Here is a 20,375-nt window from a genome sequence, read left to right on the forward strand (position 1 = left end):
TCGGCTGCGTCGTCAGCGCGCATGGGCGGCGAGCACCGTCTGCCCCTCGCCCGGCTCGGCGAAGGCGAAGGCAGGGGCGGCGGCCTGCGCCGCCTGCTGGAGGACCTCGTGCACGGCGCCGTGGCCGGCGCGACGCGCGATGACGGAACCGAGGACGCAGCTCATGTAGTCCTCGGGCGGCAGCGCCACCCGGGTGCCGACGGCCTGGTCGAGGGCCACGTGCTCGACCCCGGGCAGTTCGAGGACGGCGTTGAGCCCGGTGAAGCCGGTGAAGGTGCCGGCGCGCGGGCTGATGAGCTGCCGGGAGCCCGCGTGGAGGTTGCCGCGCCGCTCCAGGTCGGGCGGGTTTCCGGTGGCGACGGCGATCGCGGCGGCGTAGAAGTCGATTCCGGTGGCGAGGGGGATCAGGTGGGAGGTGATGTAGCCGCCGCCGATCCGGCCCGCGATCTCCAGCAGCCGGACGGTGCCGTCGGGCAGCAGCCGGCATTCCAGGTGGAAGGCGCAGTCGCGCATACCGGTGGCGCGCACGGTCCGCGTGGTCAGGTCCTCGACGGCCTGCTGCTGTTCCCGGTCGAGCTCGGTCGGATGGATCTGCAGGTACTCGATCGAGTAGGGGGCCGCGACCCACTTGTCGGTGATGCCGACGATGCGGATCTCGTCGCCGACGACGAGCCCTTCGACGCTGTGCTCGGTTCCGCCGAGGAGCTCCTCGTAGATGAGCTCGCCCGGCCTGGCCCGGAAGATCGGGTCGCGCTCCGGGCGGGTGAAGGCCCGCAGCAGCCCGTACTCGGTGGCGAGGTCGTCCGGCCCGTGGACGCGGTGGATACCGCGACTGCCGGAGGCTCCGGTGGGCTTGAGGACGGCGGGATAGCCGACGTGGGCCGCGGCACGGCTCAGCGAGTCCTCGTCGTGGACGAGGGCGTAACGCGGCATGAGGTCCGGTCGGCCCGCTGCGGTGAGCGCCTCACGGGTCAGGAACTTGTTCCGTACGGTCCGGGCGGCCGCCGGCGGCAGTCCGGGCAGGCCGAGTTCCGTGGTGAGGTCGGCGACGAATTCGACGTCGCGGTCGCCCCAGGTGAGCACGCCCCGGATGTCGTGGCGCCGGGCGAGGTCGAGCGCCGCCTCGCGCGCGGCGGAGAGGTCGAAGGTGTTCACGATGCGGGTCTCGGCGACGAGTTCGCGGGCGTAGGGCGGTTCACGGTCCGCCAGGACGACGACCTCGTAGCCGAGTCGGTGGGCCGCGAGGGCGGTGGCGTTAACCTCCAGCGGGGACCTGCGGGTGTTGACGAACAGGACGGACGGCATGCGTACTCCGGAAGGGTCTGATGGACAGGGACAGGGACAGGGGCGAAGAGGTGGTGCGTCCCGCGGTCAGCCGGGCCGGCGGACGAGTGCCCGGACCTCGGCCGCGTCCACGGGGGCGAAGCGCGGCAGGGTGCCGGGGGCCGGCGGGGGGAGGTGGGAGGTGTCCGAGGAGAGCAGCCGGACGGCCGTGCCGAGGGCCGGGGTGGCGGGCAGTCGCAGTCGCTCCCAGAGCCGGCCGGCCCAGCGGGGCATCAGGGGGGCGGCGAGAGCCGCGAGGACGGCGAGCACGCGGGTGGCGCCGGCCGCTTCGACGGCGCCGGGGGCCAGGGCCAGCCAGTCGTCCACGGCGGCGGCCGCCTGGGCGAGGTCCCCGGTGCGCAGCGCCTCGCGGTGCCGCGCCGCGATGTCCTCGAAGCGATGGCGGACGGCCGTCGTGGCGGCCGCGGCGTCGGTGTCCGGAGCCGAGCCGGTGGCCTCACAGACGTCCAGCAGCCGCGAGAGCCGGCCGGCCAGGGTCCGCGTGATGTCGTCGGCGAAGGCCTCCGGGGAGAAGTCGGTGGGTTTCTCCCCGGGGCTGAGCCGGGCGAGGTGGAAGCGGAGCGCGTCGGTGTCCAGCCCGGCCGCCACGTAGTCCAGCACCCGAACGACGTGGTCGCGGCTGGTGGAGAACTTCTGCCCGTCGAGGGTCATGAACCGGTTGAAGCGGTACTCGTCCGGGGCGCACGGAATCCCGGTGGCTTCCTGGACGGCGAGTTGCATCAGGAGGGGGAGCGCTCCGTCCATGCCGAAGCACAGGGTGAAGTGCGGCCGGTGCGGCCCGATCGCCAGCAGGGGGTTGTGGGGCAGGCCGTGTGCCCGGGCGTGTTCCCGGCCGGCCAGCAGGAACATCGCGGTGGTGCCGAGGGCGTAGGTCGAGTGGACCTGCCGGGGAGCCAGCGGGGCCAGGGGAGCGGGGGTGCTCCACGGGACGCCCCAGCCGAGCGGATGCGTCAGTCGCCAGAGCGGTCCGTCGAGTTCGAGGTAGCGGTGGACGAGGTCGATGTAGTCGCCGGGCACCCGCCGTTCGCGCGCCATGTCGAGCAGGGCCTGCGCGTCCAGGCGCAGGAACGCCGAGGCGGTGTCGGTCGCGGTGACGCGCTCGCGCGGGTGGCGGGGGCGGGGTTCGCGCACGTCGGTGGGCTGGAACCACATGCCGCACGCCTCGCAGGTGTATCCGGCCGCCTCCTCCCCGCACGCGGGGCAGCGTCCGGCGAGCCAGCAGGCGACGAGTTCCTCGCCCGTGCCGGCGTCGGCCAGCAGGCGTTCGCGGCGGATCTCGATCCGGCCGCGTTCGGAGAGCCGTTCGGCCAGGGCGTGGTGCCAGCCGAGGTGGTCGGCCTCCGCCGTCGCGTCGTGGACGTCGAGGAAGACGTCGGGGCGGCAGTCGGTCGCGGTCAGTGCCGCCTCGATGCGGGCGTGGTAGTCGCGGGCGGTGGCCTCGGGGGCGCGGCCCTCGCGGCGGGCGGCGTCCAGGACGTACGACTCCCGGCCGTCGGTGGCGGAGACGGTGGTGACGCGGTGGCCCTCCGCGCGCAGGTGGCGGGCGAGCGCGTCGGCGGCCAGGAAGGGGCCGCCGAGGTGTCCGAGGTGCAGTTCACCGTTGGGGGTGGGCAGGGCGGCAAGGATCAGATGATCGGTCATGCGAGTTCCGTACGTCGGGCGGGCGGTCGGTCGGTCGGAGGCGGGAGGGAGTGAGGTAGGCGGGAGGGAGTGAGGTAGGTGGGAGGGAGTGAGGCACGCGGGCGTTCGCCCGGCCGGGCCCGGCGTCGTTCAGGGCGCGAGGAGTTCGAGCACCCGGTCCGCCATGCCCCAGCACAGGCGGGCGCCGGCGCCGGACGCGGCCGCGGCCCGGGCGACCCCCGGGGCCGGTCGGTCGGTGAGCGGCGTGCGGTCGGGCGTGTAGCCGTCGACGCCCGCCCGACCCTCGCGCGCCGCCGCCACCAGTTCGGGCAGCCGGCGGCCCAGGACGCGGCGCCCCTCGTCGAGGGTGTGCGGGCCGAAGGTGTCCGGGCCGCCGTCGGGCGCGACGTCCCACTGCTCGCTGCGGAAGCTCGCCCACGCCCCGCCCGGCGAGGCGCCGCCGCTGCTGCTGCCGCCGGGGGCGGGCAGGAGGAACAGGTCGTCCTCGGGGAAGCAGATCATCGGCGCGTCGGCGGGCAGTTCCCGGTCGATGCGCAGCGCCGCCATCCGCTTGGTGCGCCACGGCGCCTCCCCACCCGCCCCGCTCCGGTACGCCTCCCCACCCGCCCCGCTCCGGTACGCCGCCCCGGACCCGATGACCGGGGCCGGCCACGGGCCGGTCGCCAGCGCGGTCCGGCGCGCGGTGACGGCCGAGCCGTCCGACAGCAGCAGTCGTTGCCCGCCGGGTCGCGCGGTGTCGATCCGGGTCACACGGACACCGGTGAGCAGGTGGCCGCCGGCGTCGACGACCGCGTCGATCAGGGCGGTGGCCGCCGCGGCGGTGTCGAGGACCGCGATGCCGCCGTGGACGGTCGCGAAGCCGTCGCCGGGGTGGAGCAGCAGCTCACCGACGGCGTCCCGGGCGGCCCGCACCGTCCCGGGCGAGGCGGGCTCCATGCCGGCCCCCACCGTGGAGCGGGCGAGCCGTTCCAGGGTGGGGGCGCCGGCGGCGACGAGGACGGGCACCCGGCGCAGGTGCGGGCGCAGGAGCGCGAGGAGGCGGGGGTCCCGGAACCTGGCCGTCCCGCGTACGAGCAGGTCCCGCTGGCCGGGCGTGGCGGCCCAGGGGGCGAGGACGCCCAGCGACCAGTGGGTCGCCGGGTTCCCCACCCCCTGGTCGAGCACGAGGATCCGGCTGCCGGGGCGGTCGGTGAGCGCGCCGAAGGCGACGGCCGCGCCGACGATGCCCGCGCCGACGACCGCCAGGTCCGCCGCTGCGCCGCCCGCGCGGGCGGGTGTCGCGGGGTCAGGGGGTGTCACGGCTGTCCGCCGAGCCTGGCCACGATCTCGGTGCGCCGCATCCGGCCCGCCCGGTGCTCGTCCCGCAGGACCTCCACCTCGGCCAGGTACCGTTCGCCGGTCGCGTTGCCCAGCTGGCTGCGCAGCGCGGGCAGCCGGCGGGCGAGCGCCGCGTACAGGCGCTCCACGCACTCGCCGTCCGGTTCGGTCAGGTCCCGCACCTCGACGTCGAAGCCGGTCGTGCGCAGGGCCGTCTCCCAGTCCGGGTGCGGTGCGAACAGCCCTTCCTGCAGCGTCAGTTCGATGTCGCGGGCGGTCTGCGGGCGCAGGATGCGGCTGATCACGACGACCACCGCGGGCCGGTCGCCGCGCAGCAGGGACCGCCAGTGCCCGACGGTGGCGGCGGGGTCGGACCAGTATCCGGAGCCGATCGCGAGCACGGCGTCGAAGGAGGCGGGCGGTAGGTCCGGGTCCCCCATGTCGCCGACGGCGTAACTCACGCGGTCGGCCTCGGGGCGGCCCGCCAGGCGGGTGCGCGCGACGCGGACCGCGGCCGGGCTGGCGTCCAGACCGACGGCCGTGCAGCCGGTGCGGGCGGCGAGCGCGGCGGTGAGGCCGCCGGTGCCGCAGCCGGCGTCCAGGACCCGCGCGTGGGCGCTCCAGCCGAGGCGGGCCGCCAGTTGCTCCAGGTAGTCCGGGGTGGCGCCGCTGAACTGGCCCGCGAACTGGTCGCCGAGGGCTTCGGCGTAGGCCTCGTCGATGGCGGGGATCTCCTGGTAGGAGTCCCACTCCTCGGCGATCTGCGCCACGGGGGTGGACGCGGCTGCTCCGCTGGTCATCGGGTGTCCTTGTCGTTGATGTCGTCCCTGGCCGGATCGGTTTCGTCCGGATCGGTTTCGTTCGGGCCGGCTCCGTTCGGGCCGGCTCCCTCGGTCTCCGCCGGCCGGCGGGTGGTGTGCACCTTCAGGCCCCCGAGCAGCGCCTCGACGCCGTCGGCCGCGGCCCGGGCGCTGTCGGCCCCCAGGCAGAGGGTCCCGGCCCGGTCGCGGGAGGAGCGCGGGGGAGCGACGACGTCCCCGGGCGCCACCGACAGCTCGGCGTGGATGAGCCGCTCGTCGGCCGCGAGCGCCTCCCAGCCGTCAACGGCGGTGACGAGGCCCGGCTCGGGCAGGACGAAACGCACGGCCGCGCCGCGTGCCGGGCGGGTGGGCAGCGCCACCGGGAGTCCGAGCAGGTCGTCGTGGAGGCAGCCGAGGAGTTCCAGCCCGGGGTGGGCCCACTCGACCATCGCGTGCAGCCAGTCCCCTCCCGGCCGCACGTGCAGCTCGCCGAGGACGGGGCCCTCGGCGGTGAGCCAGCACTCGACGTGGAAGATCCCGTACCTCAGTCCGAGCGTCTCCAGGGCCCGGACGGCCTCGCGGGCGATGTCCCGGTGGCGCCCGTCGGGGAGTTCGACGGGCGTGACGTGCCCGGCCTCGACGAAGGTGCCGGGGGCGAGGATCTTGCGGGTGACGGCCAGCGCGTGCGGGATGCCTTCGGTGAAGAGGCCCTCCACGCTGTACTCGGGGCCGGTGACGAACTCCTCGACGAGCACCGGTCCGGGGCCCGCGCCGGCCCGCGCCAGGGCGAAGGCCCGGGCCGCCCCGTCCGGCGTGTCCACCCGTACGACGCCCTCGCTGCCCGCCGCGTCGCGCGGCTTGACCACGGCGGGGCCGCCGTGGCGGGCCAGGAACTCCGCGACGTCCTGCGCGGTCGAGCACAGGGCGGTGGCGGGCTGGCGGAAACCGAGGTCGGACAGCGCGCGCCGGCACAGGTCCTTGGTGCGCACGGTGCGAACGAGTTCGGGCCGGTTGCCGGGCAGCCGGAGTGCGGCGGCCACCTCCGCGACGGCGAGGACGGAGTACTCGCGAAAGCCCGTCACCGCGTCCACGGGGTGGTGCGCCCGGTAGGCGAGCGCCCACCGCACGCAGGCGGCGGGGTCGGTGTAGTCGAGGACGTGCGTCTCGTCCGCGAGCGCGGCGTACTCGGGGGCGGCGGCGAGGGCGGCGGCGGTGTCGGTGACGACGACGCGGCTGCCCCGGGCCTTGAACTGCGTCAGCGCGCGCAGGCTCAGGTCGCGGCCGTGTCCGGCGTCGGCGGGGGCGGCTCCGCCCAGGACCAGGACGGTGCTCACACCGACCACCACACGGAGAAGACGGTCAGTTCGGCGGTCCCCGTGTTGCGCACCCGGTGCGGGCGCCGGCCGGCGAAGTGGAAGCAGTCGCCGGTGGCCACCGGATGGGCGGCTCCGTCGTACTCCACCTGCCCCTCGCCGGCCGCGACGAACCAGGTCTCCACCACGTCGTGCACATCGGGGTCGGTCACGGTACCGGGCGGCAGCACGAACACCGAGGAGGAGAAGGGCGCCGGGATGCCGGCGAGGTCGTGCTCGCGCAGCACGATCCCGTCCGGCCCGGGAACCGGCGCCAGGCAGCCCACGGGGCCGCCGGGGTGGGCGGGTACGTCAGACACGGGCGGTCCTCTCCTGAGGGGCGGTGGTGTGCGGGGCCGCGGCGGGGGACCAGGCGACGGTGCTGCTGTCCCGGTCCGTGCGGTAGAGGGCGCGCCCGGCGACGGCGTTCGCGATCACGGCGTTGCGCCAGGCCATCAGGCTGAGGTTGGCGTCGGCCACGCCGTGGGTGTGGCCGGCGGCGCCCTGGACGAAGATCCGGCAGCCGGGCGGTCCGTCGAACTCGACCGAGTAGTCCTCCCGGACGTGGAACGCGCCGTCCTCGTCGAGCGGGATCAGCTCGCGCAGCGGCTCCAGGTAGGCGGGGGTGCTGTTGCGGTAGCCGGTCGCCAGGACGACGACGTCCACCTGTTCGCGGTGGACGCTGTCGGTGTCGACGTCCCGGGTGACGACGTCGATCGGTGCGTCCTCGGCCCCGCCGTCGACGGCGAGCAGTTCCTGGCCCGGGCTCAGGCGGTGGGCGCACTGTCCGGGCCGCAGGGCGTCCAGGCGGTAGAGCTGCGCGTGGATCGCGTCGAGCAGCTCGGCCGACACGCCGTCGCTCGTCATGCGCTGCGTGCGCAGCAGGGCGGCGCGCCGCTTCGCGGGCAGGCGTGCGAAGTGCCGTACGTACCCGGGGAAGTACCACTCGTTGCTGAACGCGGAGTCGTCCAGGGGCAGGAAGCCGTCCCGCCGGGTCGACCACACGAGGAAGGAGGGCAGCATGTCCTTGTCGCCGAGGAGCCAGTGCACGATCTCGGCGCCGGACTGGCCCCCGCCGATGACGGCTACGCGCTTGCCGCGGGTCTCGGGGCACCGGTGCATGATCTCCGCGGCGTGCAGCACCCGCGCCCCGCGGGCGGTGACACAGCGCGGGACGTGCGGCCGGCGGCCGCTGCCGAGCACGAGGCTGCGGGTCCTGGTGACGCCGCCGGTGGCGTCGTGGACGGTGAACTCGTCGCCTTCGGTTCGTACTTCGGTGATCTCGGTGCCGAATGTGAGCTGCGGCATCAGGTCGGCGGCCCAGCGGTAGTACTGCTCGAACTCCTCGCGCGGGGTTCCGCTGCGTGAGGCGATCAAGTGTCGGTAGAGACGGCCCTGTTCGGCGAGGAAGTTGAGGAAGGAGAAGCGGGACGTCGGGTCGACGAGGGTGACCAGGTCCTTCAGCGGCGGCACCTGGAGGGAGGCCGCCGGGAGCATCGCCCCGTCGTGCCAGGCGAACCGGCTCCGGCGTTCGAAGAACCGTGCGGTGAGAGCGGGTTGGGGGTCTAGGAGGGCGGACAGTCCGAGATTGGCGGGCCCGATGCCGATCCCGACGAGGTCGGGCCCGGCCGTGCGGACGTCCTTTGTTGTTCCGTTCATGACAGTCGCTACCCCCGCGACCGTTTCGCGATCTTGCACATACTTGCCAATTCCCCCTGGAAATAACGGTTTCCTGGCCGCGATCGTCCGTGTGCAACTCGCGGCGTGGAGACAGTCAACAGAGATCAACCACACCCCCGCCCCCGCCGAACCGGCGCACTTCGCGCCCGCCTTCTGGCACAACGGCGCATTGACGAACCGCCGCCCACGGCGCCCGGCCGAGGCCGGGATCTGCTGTGGGCAGCGGAAGTTGCCGTTCCGTCAGGCGCTTCTCCTGGTGCCGACCGGAGAGCCACCCTTAGGGGACGCGAGGGGCCCCGGTCGGCCCTTCCCGGAGGGGACGGGTACGCCGCTGAGTGGACGTCAGTTCTCTTGCCCGCGGCCTACCGTCACCGGTATGAGACGACTTCGCGCCACCGTCGGCGCGGCAGCCCTGCTGCTCGCGCTGCCCCTGTCCGTCGCCGCCACCGTTCCGGCCCTGGCCGCGCCCTCCCCGGCGGCTTCCGCCGCACCCGCACCCGGCACCGCCGTGACGGGCGACCCGGCTGCCGTCCGCATCGAACTCCCGCGCCCGACCGGCAAGTACGCGGTCGGACGGGAGATCCTGCACCTGGTCGACCAGGACCGTCCGGACCCGTGGGTGCCCTCCGCGGGTCCGCGCCAGCTGATGGTCTCGATGTACTACCCCGCCCACGTCGGCACGGGCGGCCCGGCCCCGTACATGACCGCCGGGGCGGCCCGCGCGATGCTGGACTACCGGCTGCCGGGCAACACCGTCCCGACCGAGGTCCTCACCGGAGTCCGGACCTGGTCGGCGACCGGTGCCCGTCCGCAGGGCGGCCACTACCCGCTGGTGGTGCTGTCGCCCGGCTTCGTCGACGCGCGGACCGCCGTCACCGGCCTCGCCGAGGACCTGGCCAGCCGCGGCTACGTCGTCGCGCTGGTCGACCACACCTACGAGAACACCGGCACCACCTTCCCGGACGGGCGGACGCTGCCCTGTGTGATGTGCGGCGTTCCCAAGGACTGGTCGCAGGTGGACGAGAGCCGGGCGAAGGACGTGTCGTTCGTCATCGACCGGCTGACCAGCCGTCCCCACCCGGCGTGGCGCTACGCCCGGATGATCGACCGCGACCGGATCGGCATGGCCGGTCACTCCGCCGGTGGCGCGGCCACCGTCCCGGCCCTGCTCACCGACGACCGGATCCGGGCCGGGGTGAACCTGGACGGAACCATGGACGTCCTGGTGCCCGCCACCGGGATCGGCGGCAAGCCGTTCCTGATGATCGGCCACCCATTGGGCGGCGGAGCCGAGGACGAGAGCTGGCAGACGAGCTGGCTCCACCTCGACGGCTGGAAGCGCTGGCTGACCGTCGAAGGCACCGACCACCACAGCTTCACCGACTTCCCGGTGCTCATCGACGGCCTGGGCGTGCCCCGCCCGCCCGGCAGCACCATCGCGAGCGCCCGCGCCGCCGACCTCACCCGCCGGTACGTCGGTGCCTTCTTCGACCTGCAGCTGAAGGGCATCGCGCAGCCGCTGCTGGACGGACCGAACGCGGCCGACCCGGAGGTGGCCTTCCACCCCTGACCTCCGGCCGCCGGGCGGGGACCTCGGCCGCACGCCGGCGTCCCCGCCTGCGCGGGGAGGACCTTTCGCGACCTGTACCGTTCTCGCGTCTGCGCGGTTTGCCATCATGCTGTGGTGGCTCACGACATAGTGTTCTTCCTCGCGCCCGACGACGATGCTGTCTCTACGATGCGCGGGCGGCGACCCGGTCCGGAATTCGATGCAGTGACCTGCCGCTTCATCGAACCGGACAGTGCCATCGCCGTCTGGGACATGTACTTCGAGGAGCCCTCGACCGAGGTACCGACACCCGAGCAGCTCGACAAACGGTGGCCGCGGTGGGTCACTGCCCCCGTGAACGACGGCGTCGAGGTGTTCGCTCTGCCAAGGCGGTTGACCCGGGCGCTGGCCGACGCCGACTCCACGGAACTGGAGGAGCTCGCCGGTCGCTGGACCACCAGGCTCAGGGACGAGGACGGCGACGACATGACCGACGACGATCTGCCGATGGTGCTACGGGAAGTCGCCCGGCTCGCGGCCTCTGCGGTGAGTACCGGCGGCCGCCTGTACAGCTGGAGCTTCTGACCGCCCGGCCGAGCGCACCACCGAACTGCACCTACCGACGGCTTTGCCGATTCAGGCGGGGGTGCCGGGGAGTCGCACACCGACTCGCGGACAGGACCTAAAGGGGTCGCGCATGCCGCCGCCCGGATGATGAGGTGGCGCGGTGACCAATCATGACGAGGCGGCGACCGTCCGACCGTTGACCCTGGCCTGGGTCCGCCGGCACCTGGAGCCCGGCGAGCGGATCGTCGGAGCCGAGGCGCTGCACGGCGGCGCCACCGCCGATATGCGGCGGCTGACCGTCGGCACGCGGGACGGCGGCACCCGGCACCTGGTGCTGCGCTCCTTCGTCGACCCGACCCGGCAGGGTCCGGCCGAGGACCTCCTGCACCGGGAGGCCGACGCCCTGACCACGCTCACCGGCACCGGTGTGCGGGCTCCCGGACTCGTCGCCTTCGATCCGGTCGCCGCGCACTGCGAGTACCCCTCGCTCCTCATGAGCCACCTCCCGGGCCGGACAACCCTCCACGACGAGGGGCTGGAGACGCGCCTGCCATTGCTGGCCCGTCAACTCGCGGCGATCCACACGGTGCGGCCGGCGGCCCGGCCCCGGGAGTACGTGGCGTTGTCGACCGCCGACACGGTCGTGGTCCCCGAGGGCGCCGACGCCGCGACCTGGGCCGCCGCGACCGACGTGATCCGCAGGCCCGCGCCCCGCTACGAAGGACGCTTCCTGCACGGGGACTTCCAGCCCGGCAACGTACTGCTCGACCTGCCGCCCGAGGACCCGGCCGGTGCCGGTGCCGGTGCCGCCGTCGCCCGGATCACCGGCGTCGTCGACTGGGCAGCCGCCTCCTGGGGTCCCGCCGACCTCGACGTGGCGCATTGCGCCACCAATCTCGCGCTGCTGCACGGACCGACCTGGGGCCTGCGCTTCACCGAGGCGTACCAGGACGCCGGCGGGACGCTGGCCGCGGCGGCGGACGAGCGGCTGTACTGGCAGGTCCGGTCGCCCCTGGCATTCTCGGAGGAAGTGCAGTGGGTGGCGCAGCCGTGGTGGGAGGCAGGACGGCACGAGCTGACGACACGAGCCGTGGAGGAGCGGCTGGACGCCTACCTCACCTCCCTGATGGACGCGCCGGGCTGAGCCGAGAAGGTACGAGGGCGGCCCGACGCGAGCACCTTGATCCGATGTCGGGCGGCCAGGATCCCCGGAGTCCACGATCACTCCGGCCTTCGACGTTTCAGGGTGCCGGCGTACGAGCGGCCGCTCAGCCGGAACCAGAGATCGGCCAGCGCGTCCCTCGTCCGGTCGGTCAGTGGCCGGTGCATGGGGCCGGCGATCCAGGCCTCGTAGAACTCCCGTTGGGCGGCGACGGTGCCGACCGAGGCCGGCGCTGCACGGTCGAAGACGGACACCTGCTGGCGGGCGGCCCGACCCGGCTTCAGGATGTACACGATGCTTCCGCGGCCCATGTCGCGGCACCTGCCCGACGGATAGGCGTCGGTCCTGGCGCCGTTGCAGAGCAGCAGGTAGCCCAGGGGCTCGATCTGCAGCCGGATGTCTGACAGCGCATCGAACAGGTCATCGCCGTCAGCGCTCCAGGCCGTACCGTCGGAGCTCCTGAGGGTGATACCGGGGACCTCGCCGTCCTTCAGGAACAGTTCCCAGGTCTCCTCGACTCCACCCGGTCCCAGGACGCTCATCGATAGATCGGCTGTCATCGTCTCCCCTGTATTTCGGGACGTCTCCTGGTCGGCACCCCAGGTTCGCCACTTACCCGCACCGGCGTCCGGTCGATGTCCACCGAGCCGCCACAACATCGTCCGGCCACGCGGCGGAGCACACCAGTGTGCTGTGGGCGACCGACTCCGGGGGATCGAAGACCTCCGCCGTCTGCCCCTGCCCGTACTCGTAGTAGGAGTACCAAACCCGGAACGTCGCGGTCCATTGCGAGGCGCAGTCAGGTGCCGGTTTCGAGCCCGGCCAGGAGGTGGGCGACATCGAGTCCGGTAGTGAGGTACTGCTCGAAGGTCCGGTTGTTCAGAGCCCAGGGCGATCGTCTCTGTCGGACGAGGGCGATGGCGGTGGCGGGGTCCTGGCCCAGCTCGATCAGGGTCTGTGCGACAACGAGGCCGGAGCGGTTGTAGCCGGAGTGGCAGCTCACGAGCACGGTCCGCTCATTGCGTACGGCCTCGGTGGCCGTGACGGTCAACTGTCGGACCGAGTGGAGGTGTTCGGCCGTGAGCGGACTGTCGGGGATCTCACTGATCAGATGATCGACTCCGGGAGTCGGACCGTGGCCCGGTCGGGTGAACAGGCTGATGACCAGATCGAATTCTGCACCGACGACGGCGGCTTGTACATCGCCTTCCGGGCCGGCCCAGAAGTGCCCGCCCATCCACAGTCGCGGACTGACTTCGTTCCACGGCGCCTGTGGTTCGGGGGTGCCCCGATCCCTCTGACGTGTCTTCACAGACGCTCCTCTCCGGGTGGACCAACGACGTGGCAAGGCGTCCGCGTTCCCTGCTCGATGCCCAGTCGCCGTTCCTGGATCGCCAGGTCACGCACTTCGGTCTCGCCCACGTCGAAGCGCGGGACCCTTCCGCCGGCTGGCGCAGCCGGGCGGTCGGCCGGGGCCGGCTCCTCCAGGTTTCGGCGCGCCGGTTCGGCGTCGACCGGGTCGCCCTCGTCGGCCGAGTGGAGGGGTGCGAGGCCGCGCCCGAGGGCGGCGCTCCGGCGGACGGCACACGGCTACGGCGGAACGGTCCGTTCTCGAGCGTCGACCACTCCCCGAAGGACGGGTAGCTACCTGCCTATTTCGATTCATATCGGATGAGTACTTGCACGGATGGGCATCGGCCGGTCACCGCAATAGGCTCCTTGCCGACTGATGAGCTGTCGGGAGGGGAACGCAGTGGGTCATCTCAAGGTCAATCCAAGGGAGATCGACATGTCCGCGGGGAGGTGGCGCGGTCCATAGGTGAAGGTCTCCGGAAGCCCTGCCGGCCGGCCGTTGCCGGCAGTCGGACGGGAGCGGGTCAGCTCACAGGCTGACCATCGGGGCCGCATCTCGTCGGGAAGGCACCGACAGCGCTTCCGAGGCTGACCGTCAGCCCCCGTCCCCTGCGACTGCTGGGCCGGCCGCGGCCCGGACGGCCGGCCCCCCACCCTGTTCCAAGCGCAAGGAAGTCCACCGTGCCCTTCCCCCTGCCACGAACCGCTGCCCGCGCTGCGCACTCGGTCGGAGTGCGGCGCCTCGGCATCGCCGCGGTGGTGCTCTGCCTGCCTCTGATCCTCGGAGGATGCATGTCCGCGCCCGGCCCCACCGAGCCGCTGCCCGTCAAGGCCCGCCAGGACGCTCAGGACTGGGCCCAGCACATGGCCGAGGACATGGCGCAGAGCGCCGGCGTCAACCTCGACACCGGAAGCGCCGAGCCGTTCTTCAACGGCTGTGTCGGCAAGAACGACGAGGTCGCGCAGGACGGCCGTTACAAGATGTCGTACGCGGTCTACGGCTCCGCGCCGGTCGGGCAGCACCCCGAGGCGGTCCGGAAGGTCCGGGCGATGCTCGAACAACAGGGCTTCAAGATCGACGGTTACCGGGAGACCACGGACGGCAAGGTCGACACCGTCCTCGACGCCTCCCAGCCGGCGAGCCGGTACCTGATCACCGTGGAGACCACGACCGGAGGGCTGCTGCTCTTCCGGGTCAACACGCCCTGCCTGATGCCTCCGGCAATACCGGGGGCTTCCAACTGACACGGGTATGAACGGAGCGGGGCGACCGCTCCGGGGTCGGGGCACTCGATATTTCCGTCGGCGCGCGATTCCGGGCGGTGAAGACCCAGGGTGACCGAATTGCGGCCGATCTCCGACGAAAATGCCTTGAAAAGAATTCATATTCATGATATGATGGGCTTTCATATAAGTATTTCTCGCATAGAGTTCCCGCGTCCGCCGACGCCGGCCTTCCGGCGTCGCCCCGTGGAAGCACTGACGAGGAATGCCCTGTGTGCTACGAATCCGACGCTGTTCCGCCCGTCCACCGCGCCGCCGTCACCCCCGTCGCGGAGGCGGGTCCGCTCGTCCTGACGGCAGGTGACGGGACCCGGTTCGCTGCCTTCGTGGCGCGGCCCGAGCGCTCGTCCGGTGCCGCCGTTCTGGTCCTGCCCGACAACAACGGCCTGTCCCCGTTCTACAAGGCACTCGCCGTACGGCTGGCGGAGCAAGGGCATCCCGCACTCGCGCTGGACTGGTTCGGCCGCACCGCCGGGTCCGACCTCCGTGACCGGGGAGCGGGGTTCACCGAGCCGGGCAACCTGCTGGCCCACCTGATGAAGCTCACCCCGGCCGGCCTGGATGCCGACATCGCCGCCGCGACCGCGGCACTGCGCGCCGACGGCGGGGCGAGCGGTCGGCCGGTGATCGCCCTCGGCTTCTGCTTCGGCGGCCGTCAGGCTTTTCGGGCCGCTGCCGAGCGGTTCGGACTCGCCGGCGTGATCGGCTTCTACGGATTCCCGGATGTGATCAACGGCTCGCCCGGCCCCACCCAGCTCGCCGGCGACTTCACGGCGCCGTTGATGGCCCTCTGGGGCGGCGCCGACGAGGCCATTCCGCCGGCCGCGGTGGCGGGGTTCGAGCAGGCACTCGACGCTGCCGGGTGCCGGTACCGGTCGGTCACCTACCCCGGAGCTCCGCACGGCTTCTTCGAGCAGGGCTCGGCGGAGACCGCCGAGGCGTGCGCGGACTCCTGGCGCAGGGTTCTGGCCTTCCTCGCCGAGCACGGCGCCGGGCGCTGACCAGGGGGTCCAAAGGGCCCGCCGGCGCCACCGGGCCCACCGGGGCCGACGGGCACCGCAGGGCGGCGGTAGCGACCGGGTGGACCGCGGGCCCGGCCCGCGTGGTTGCGGACCGGGCCCGGGCGGCGGTGTGCGCCGGAGCGTCCGGATCAACGGAGGCGGACGCGGACGCGCGGTACGGATCTAGGGAGTGCTCTCCCCGGCACGGGCCCTGCTCATCTTCGCCGCCCTGGCCTGCGCCCAGCGCAGCAGCAGGACCGCGACCACCACCGCCATCAGCGCAGCCTTGCCGACCGGCACGACCGCCCCGGCGCGCAGTGCCGAGGAGAACATCGGCGTCAGCGCGGCCACGCCCACGGCAGGCCCGGCCGCGTACCAGGCGGCGAACAGCATCGGGCCCGTCCCACCGCCGGCGCCCTGGGCGGGGGAGAACATCAGGTCCTTGCGCAGCACCCCGCGGCAGGCGTTGACCAGCCCCGCCGCGACCAGCGCCGGCGCGGCGGCCGGCGCGAGCCAGGCCGCCGGGCCCGTGCCCGCCGCCAGCAGCGCCCCGGTGCAGGCCAGCCCCAGCAGGACCCCGGCCAGCGTCGGAACGATGGCATGGCGCAGCATGAGGCCGGCGAACGGGTACGGCGACCAGGAGGCCCGCCGGACATCGTCCGTCTCGATCCGGGCCGGCTCCAGCAGCTGCGCGACGGCCAGGTAGCCGAAGGTCAGCGCGACGGCGGCGGCCAGCCAGGACAGTGCGCCCGCGGCCCCGTGCGCGAGGACGGCGCAGAGCAGCGCGGGCACCGTGAGCACCGTCGCGCGGCCCAGCCGGGCGGGGGAGCGGAGCAGGGCGAGGGTGTCCCGCCAGGGCACCACCAGCCAGGCCCGCCGGGGCGCGGGCAGCCGGAGCCGGCGTTGCCGGGTGCTGCCGTTGGCGCTGTTCACCGCCAGTCGGGCGCTGCGCAGCTCGACCGTCCGGAGCGCGGCCAGCACCCCGGCGGCGGTCCTGGCCCGCTCCCGCAGCCGGGCCAGCGGGACCGTCGCGGCGGCCCGGTCTGCGAGCACCAGGGCGGCACCGGTCGACACCAGCAGCAGTGCGGCGGCGACCCAGCCGCCCGCCACGGCGGCCGAGGTCGGCGCCAGGGCGGCGATCGCGGCCCAGCCCCACGGCCCCGACCACATCTCGACCAGCTCCAGCCAGCGCACCGGGTGACCGGCGACGGCCAAAGCGCTCTGCCCCGCCAGCGCGATGATCAGCAGTGTCAGACCCGGGGTGAGTCGGCGCACCCAGCGGGCGGCGCGGTCGCTGCGCTCCACCACCAGCGCGGCGCAGGTGGCCAGGAGCGGCACGCAGAGGCCCCCGAGCAGGCACCAGCCGAGCGCGGCCGGCAGGCCGGTCCGGACGGTGAGCCCGAGCGCGACCATGCCGCCGACCGCCGCCACCAGGCCGGGGAACGCGGCCACGGCGCAGGACAGCCAGAACCACGGCCGGAGCACCGGGCGGGGCCGGACGGGGTGGATCAGCAGCCAGTCGGCCGCCGCCCGGGGCGGCACCACCGGGCCGCGCCACAGGCCGTCCCGGACCAGCAGGAGGAAGGTCGCCAGCCCGATCGCGGTGATGCCGGCGGGCATCGCGGCGAGCAGATCGCCGCCGTGGCCGGTGTAGTCGGCGCCCATGGATGCCTGCAGGAACAGGCCGAGGCTGGGCACGCCGCCCCAGATGATCAGGATGAGGATCACACAGTAGACGGCGAAGCCGACCGACTTGGCGCGGTTGCGCCGGTGCGGGGCGCGCAGGGTGCGGAGCAGGGCGAGGGTCTCGTCGGTCCAGTCCTCGGACCAGTCGGTGTCCGTCCAGCCGTCTTCGGTCGAGCCGTCGCCGTTCGAGCCGTCGTCCGCCCAGCCGCCGTCGCCGTTCGAGTCGTCGTCCGTGCGGTCGTCCGACCGGTCCTCGTCCGCCCGGGCCTCGGCGGCGGGACCGGCATTCGGGGAGGGAGCGGCTTTGGGGGAGGGAGCGGCGCTCACCGGGCACCCGCCGAGCCTGCGGCGGCGCGGGCCGCGAAATCCGCCGCCAGCACCTTGCGGGTGGCGCCCTGCTTGAGGATCTTGCCGTCCTCCAGCACCACCACCCGGTCGGCCACGTCCATGGCCAGGTCGGTGTGGTGGGTGACCAGCAGCACCGCGACGCCGTCGGCCAGCTCGGCCTTCAGCAGGTCGGCGAGGTGCCGCCGGGCGTCCGGGTCGAGCCGCTGCTCGGGCTCGTCCAGCAGCAGGAGGTCGCGCGGGCGCACCAGCGCGCACGCCAGCAGCAGGGCCTGCATCTGTCCGGACGAGAGCGCCGAGGGCAGGGCGTCGGCCCGTTCTGTGAGCATCCGGCCTTCCAGCACCTGGGCGACCCAGTCGGCCGCATCGGCGACCCCGTGCGCGACCGCGACCAGCAGCAGGTGCTCGCGGACGGTCAGGTCGGGGTAACAGGCGACGGTGTCGCCGACCACCGCGACCCGGGCCCGGACCCGGGGGTCGTTCTCGTCCATCGGGATGCCGTCGAAGACCACGGTGCCCTTGCTGGGGGCGTCGCGTCCGGCCGCGACCCTGAGCAGGGTCGACTTGCCCGACCCGTTGTGTCCGAGCAGCGCCACGCACTCCCCGGCGGCCAGCGACAGGTTCACGGGGTGCAGCACCTCGCGCTCGCCGTACGAGCGGCTGACGCCGGTCAGCTGCAGCAGGGGCCTGCGGGCTGCGGGACGTGGTTCGGCGGCGTTCTTGGCCATGGGGGAGGGCGCCTCTCAACGGGGTGTCCGGCCACAGTACCGATCCGTCGGCGGGCACCGGGTCGAGGGTGACGGCCGCGGACCCGGGGCCGTGCGACACCGGGGGCCCGCCCCGCAGGACGACGGCGTCGCCGGTGCCCTCGGACGCCGTTCCGGTCCCGCCCGTCGGCCCTACTTGTACATCGTGACTTGTACATCGTGGCCACGGCCCGGATCGCCCTTGGACAGGCCGTCCCGCCGGCCCACGACAGCGCTCGGGACAGCGCCCACGGCAGCGCCCGCCGAGGGCGGTCGCCGCCGCACAAGCGATGCGGCACCGCAGAGGCCGTCGCCGTGGGCCAATCCGATTCGGGCGCGGTTCCGAAGAACGGGTGCGACGACATCGCGGGCCGCGCCGCGGCCCGGTCGGGAGGGGAACCCGTGACCACGTTCGACACCGTCTCCGCAGCGCCGGATCCGCCGGTCCCGCCGGACCCGCAGGCAGGTGCGGCCCCGGCCGCGCCGCGCCTCGGCACGGCGCCCGCCGCCCCACGCCCCGGCGCGCGTCCGCGCACCGTGGCGGTGGTGGGATCCGGCGTCGCCGGGCTCACCGCGGCGTACCAGCTCTCCCGGGCCGGGGTGGAGGTCGAGCTGTTCGAGGCCGACGACCGTCTCGGCGGCCACGCCCACACCCAGGAGGCCCTCGACCGGGACGGGCGGGCGGTGCCGCTGGACACCGGATTCCTGGTGCACAACGAGCGCACCTACCCGCACCTGGTGAGCCTGTTCGCGGAACTCGGTGTCCGCACCCGGGACAGCGAGATGAGCATGTCCGTGCGCTGCGACGGCTGCGGCCTCGAGTACGCGGGCGCGCGGGGGCCGGTGGGGCTGTTCGCCCGCCCCGACGTCCTGGTCCGCGGCCGGTACCTGCGCCTGCTGGCCGAGGTACCCCGGTTCCACCGGGTCGCCCGCCGGCTGCTGGCCGACCCGGGGGCCGGGGAGCCGAGCCTGCGGGAGTTCCTCGCCTCGGGGCGGTTCGGGCCGTACTTCGTGAGCCACTTCATGACCCCGCTGGTCTCCTCGGTGTGGTCCTGCGCCCCCGACCTGGCGGGCGACTACCCGGCCCGCTACCTGTTCGCCTTCCTCCGCAACCACGGCCTGCTCGGCGTGGGCGGCTCGCCGACGTGGCGCACCGTCGTCGGCGGCTCGCGCACCTACGTCGACCGGATCGCGGAGCGGCTCACCACCGTGCACAGGTCGGCGCCCGTGCGTGCGGTGCGCCGGCATCCCGACGGGGTCACCGTGGTCCGCGCGGACGGCCGCAGCACCGAAGCCGACGCGGTGGTGGTCGCGACCCACGCCGACCAGGCGCTGCGGCTGCTCGCCGACCCGAGCGACGACGAGCGCGAGGTCCTCGGCGCCTTCTCCTACTCCCGCAACCCGACCGTCCTGCACCGCGACCCGACCGTCCTTCCCACCGCGCGGTCGGCCCGCGGATCGTGGAACTACCGGATGCCCAGCTGCACCGCGCCCTCCGACCGGGTACGGGTCAGCTACCACCTCAACCGGCTGCTGCGCCTGGACACCGAGGCCGACTACCTGGTCACCCTCAACGAGGACCGGCAGCGGCCGATCCCCGAGCACCTGGTGCTCTCCCGCACCGTCTACGAACACCCGGTGTACACCGCGCGCTCGGTCGCGGCCCAGCGCCGGCTGCCGCAACTCGCCACCGCCCGAACCGTGTTCGCGGGCGCCTACCACGGCTGGGGCTTCCACGAGGACGGCTGCCGTTCCGGCATCGAGGCCGCGCACGCCCTGCTGGGGGTGAGTGTGCCGTGACCGCGCTGCCCGGACCGTGGGGCGCGGTCCTCTACGAGACCGTCACCACGCACGTGCGCACCGCACCCCGGAGACCGCCGTTCCGCCACCGCGGCTACCTGTGGCTGGTGGACCTCGACGAGCTGCCGGTGCTCCCGCGACCGCTGCGGCCACTGGCCCGGTTCCTGCCGCGTGACCACGCCCTCGCGGCCGCTGGCGACCCGCCGGACGACCCGCCGGACGACCCGCCGACGATCCGTCACGACCTGGAGCGCTACCTCCTCGGCCACGGCATTCGGCTCGGCCGGGGAAGGGTCCTGATGCTGACCCAGGCCCGCTCGCTCGGGCACGTGTTCAACCCGCTGACCGTGTACTGGTGCCGGGACGGGGAGGGCCGCCCGCTGTGCACGGTCGCCGAGGTCCACAACACCTACGGCGGGCGGCACCGCTACCTGCTGCCAGCCGATCCCGAGGGCCGCGGCGAGTGCCTCAAGGACTTCTACGTCTCGCCGTTCTTCCCCGTCGACGGACGCTACCGCATGGTGCTGCCGGAACCGGGGGAGCGGCTGCGGCTGACGGTCCACCTGGAACGGCGGGGCGAGCCCGCCTTCACCGCCACCGTCCGCGGCACCGCCCGCCCGGCCGGTCCGGCCGCTCTCCTGCGCGCCGCGCTCGCCCACCCGTTCGCCACCTGGGCCGTCAGCCTGCACATCCGCTACTGGGGCATCCGCCTGTGGCTCGGCGGTCTGCCGGTCCACCCCCGCCCGGT

18 protein-coding genes are annotated in these 20,375 nt (G+C 73.8%); 7 read left to right on the plus strand and 11 right to left on the minus strand.

Features of this window, described 5'->3' with window-relative positions; translation table 11 throughout:
• Window positions 1-12 precede the first annotated feature (12 nt).
• The 7 genes from BI06_RS42915 to BI06_RS42945 form a co-directional block, all read right to left on the minus strand.
• Window positions 13-1,305 (minus strand): ATP-grasp domain-containing protein, encoded by a 1,293-nt coding sequence (locus BI06_RS42915; RefSeq protein ID WP_051742987.1) that lies wholly within the window; start codon window positions 1,303-1,305, stop codon window positions 13-15.
• Window positions 1,306-1,371: 66 nt separating this feature from the next.
• Window positions 1,372-2,985, minus strand: a complete 1,614-nt coding sequence (locus tag BI06_RS42920) for a class I tRNA ligase family protein (protein WP_043477836.1) — start codon at window positions 2,983-2,985, stop codon at window positions 1,372-1,374.
• A 129-nt stretch (window positions 2,986-3,114) separates the two neighbouring features.
• Entirely contained in the window at window positions 3,115-4,284 is a 1,170-nt protein-coding gene (locus tag BI06_RS42925) for an FAD-dependent oxidoreductase (RefSeq protein WP_043477838.1), read from the minus strand.
• Complete coding sequence (locus tag BI06_RS42930) at window positions 4,281-5,102, minus strand: class I SAM-dependent methyltransferase (RefSeq protein WP_051742988.1); 822 nt, start codon at window positions 5,100-5,102, stop codon at window positions 4,281-4,283. The genes BI06_RS42925 and BI06_RS42930 overlap by 4 nt, the downstream gene beginning before the upstream one ends.
• Complete coding sequence (locus BI06_RS42935; protein WP_149030666.1) at window positions 5,099-6,436, minus strand: ATP-grasp domain-containing protein; 1,338 nt, start codon at window positions 6,434-6,436, stop codon at window positions 5,099-5,101. The genes BI06_RS42930 and BI06_RS42935 overlap by 4 nt, the downstream gene beginning before the upstream one ends.
• Window positions 6,433-6,774 (minus strand): cupin domain-containing protein, encoded by a 342-nt coding sequence (locus BI06_RS42940; RefSeq protein ID WP_051742990.1) that lies wholly within the window; start codon window positions 6,772-6,774, stop codon window positions 6,433-6,435. The genes BI06_RS42935 and BI06_RS42940 overlap by 4 nt, the downstream gene beginning before the upstream one ends.
• Complete coding sequence (locus tag BI06_RS42945; protein ID WP_043477841.1) at window positions 6,767-8,113, minus strand: lysine N(6)-hydroxylase/L-ornithine N(5)-oxygenase family protein; 1,347 nt, start codon at window positions 8,111-8,113, stop codon at window positions 6,767-6,769. The genes BI06_RS42940 and BI06_RS42945 overlap by 8 nt, the downstream gene beginning before the upstream one ends.
• Before the next feature lie 397 nt (window positions 8,114-8,510).
• Between BI06_RS42945 and BI06_RS42950 the strand changes: the two genes are divergently transcribed.
• From BI06_RS42950 to BI06_RS42960, 3 genes are all read left to right on the plus strand, one after another.
• On the plus strand, window positions 8,511-9,704 hold the full coding sequence (locus BI06_RS42950; protein WP_043477847.1) for an acetylhydrolase: 1,194 nt from the start codon (window positions 8,511-8,513) through the stop codon (window positions 9,702-9,704).
• Between the two features lie 114 nt (window positions 9,705-9,818).
• Window positions 9,819-10,268, plus strand: coding sequence for a hypothetical protein (locus BI06_RS42955; protein ID WP_149030667.1), 450 nt, complete (start codon window positions 9,819-9,821; stop codon window positions 10,266-10,268).
• Between the two features lie 142 nt (window positions 10,269-10,410).
• Window positions 10,411-11,394 carry a phosphotransferase family protein gene (locus BI06_RS42960; RefSeq protein WP_043477857.1) on the plus strand — a complete coding sequence of 328 codons (984 nt, stop codon included), beginning with the start codon at window positions 10,411-10,413 and terminating at the stop codon, window positions 11,392-11,394.
• Window positions 11,395-11,471: 77 nt separating this feature from the next.
• On the opposite strand, the gene BI06_RS42965 is transcribed toward BI06_RS42960, so the two are convergent.
• Entirely contained in the window at window positions 11,472-11,972 is a 501-nt protein-coding gene (locus tag BI06_RS42965) for a hypothetical protein (RefSeq protein WP_149030668.1), read from the minus strand.
• 239 nt (window positions 11,973-12,211) lie between these two features.
• On the minus strand, window positions 12,212-12,649 hold the full coding sequence (locus BI06_RS42970; RefSeq protein WP_233290538.1) for a protein phosphatase: 438 nt from the start codon (window positions 12,647-12,649) through the stop codon (window positions 12,212-12,214).
• A 797-nt stretch (window positions 12,650-13,446) separates the two neighbouring features.
• Here BI06_RS42970 and BI06_RS42980 point away from each other — a divergent pair.
• Window positions 13,447-14,010, plus strand: a complete 564-nt coding sequence (locus BI06_RS42980; protein ID WP_149030669.1) for a hypothetical protein — start codon at window positions 13,447-13,449, stop codon at window positions 14,008-14,010.
• A 251-nt stretch (window positions 14,011-14,261) separates the two neighbouring features.
• Window positions 14,262-15,050, plus strand: coding sequence for a dienelactone hydrolase family protein (locus BI06_RS42985; protein WP_043477871.1), 789 nt, complete (start codon window positions 14,262-14,264; stop codon window positions 15,048-15,050).
• 183 nt (window positions 15,051-15,233) lie between these two features.
• On the opposite strand, the gene BI06_RS42990 is transcribed toward BI06_RS42985, so the two are convergent.
• Together BI06_RS42990 and BI06_RS42995 are read right to left on the minus strand one after the other, a co-directional pair.
• Complete coding sequence (locus tag BI06_RS42990; protein WP_199523456.1) at window positions 15,234-17,063, minus strand: hypothetical protein; 1,830 nt, start codon at window positions 17,061-17,063, stop codon at window positions 15,234-15,236.
• Window positions 17,060-17,809 carry an ABC transporter ATP-binding protein gene (locus tag BI06_RS42995; RefSeq protein WP_043477873.1) on the minus strand — a complete coding sequence of 250 codons (750 nt, stop codon included), beginning with the start codon at window positions 17,807-17,809 and terminating at the stop codon, window positions 17,060-17,062. The genes BI06_RS42990 and BI06_RS42995 overlap by 4 nt, the downstream gene beginning before the upstream one ends.
• A gap of 555 nt (window positions 17,810-18,364) precedes the next feature.
• On the opposite strand from BI06_RS42995, the gene BI06_RS43000 reads away from it, so the two are divergent.
• Together BI06_RS43000 and BI06_RS52040 are read left to right on the plus strand one after the other, a co-directional pair.
• A complete protein-coding gene (locus BI06_RS43000) occupies window positions 18,365-19,627 on the plus strand; it encodes an NAD(P)/FAD-dependent oxidoreductase (protein ID WP_051743002.1) in 1,263 nt (420 codons plus the stop codon).
• Window positions 19,628-19,632: 5 nt separating this feature from the next.
• Window positions 19,633-20,375 (plus strand): DUF1365 domain-containing protein (locus BI06_RS52040; protein ID WP_199523458.1); only part of this gene is annotated, 743 nt, incomplete at its 3' end.

The sequence above is a fragment of the Kitasatospora sp. MBT66 genome (assembly GCF_000710405.2).
GTDB lineage: Bacteria > Actinomycetota > Actinomycetes > Streptomycetales > Streptomycetaceae > Kitasatospora > Kitasatospora purpeofusca.

Bases quoted from the DNA above. Each gene is read 5' to 3' on its own strand.
- BI06_RS42920 (WP_043477836.1), bottom strand. From the start codon at position 2,985: ATGACCGATCATCTGATCCTTGCCGCCCTGCCCACCCCCAACGGTGAA.
- BI06_RS42915 (WP_051742987.1), bottom strand. From the start codon at position 1,305: ATGCCGTCCGTCCTGTTCGTCAACACCCGCAGGTCCCCGCTGGAGGTT.
- BI06_RS42930 (WP_051742988.1), bottom strand. From the start codon at position 5,102: ATGACCAGCGGAGCAGCCGCGTCCACCCCCGTGGCGCAGATCGCCGAG.
- BI06_RS42965 (WP_149030668.1), bottom strand. From the start codon at position 11,972: ATGACAGCCGATCTATCGATGAGCGTCCTGGGACCGGGTGGAGTCGAG.
- BI06_RS42950 (WP_043477847.1), top strand. From the start codon at position 8,511: ATGAGACGACTTCGCGCCACCGTCGGCGCGGCAGCCCTGCTGCTCGCG.
- BI06_RS42995 (WP_043477873.1), bottom strand. From the start codon at position 17,809: ATGGCCAAGAACGCCGCCGAACCACGTCCCGCAGCCCGCAGGCCCCTG.
- BI06_RS42945 (WP_043477841.1), bottom strand. From the start codon at position 8,113: ATGAACGGAACAACAAAGGACGTCCGCACGGCCGGGCCCGACCTCGTC.
- BI06_RS42970 (WP_233290538.1), bottom strand. From the start codon at position 12,649: ATGGGCGGGCACTTCTGGGCCGGCCCGGAAGGCGATGTACAAGCCGCC.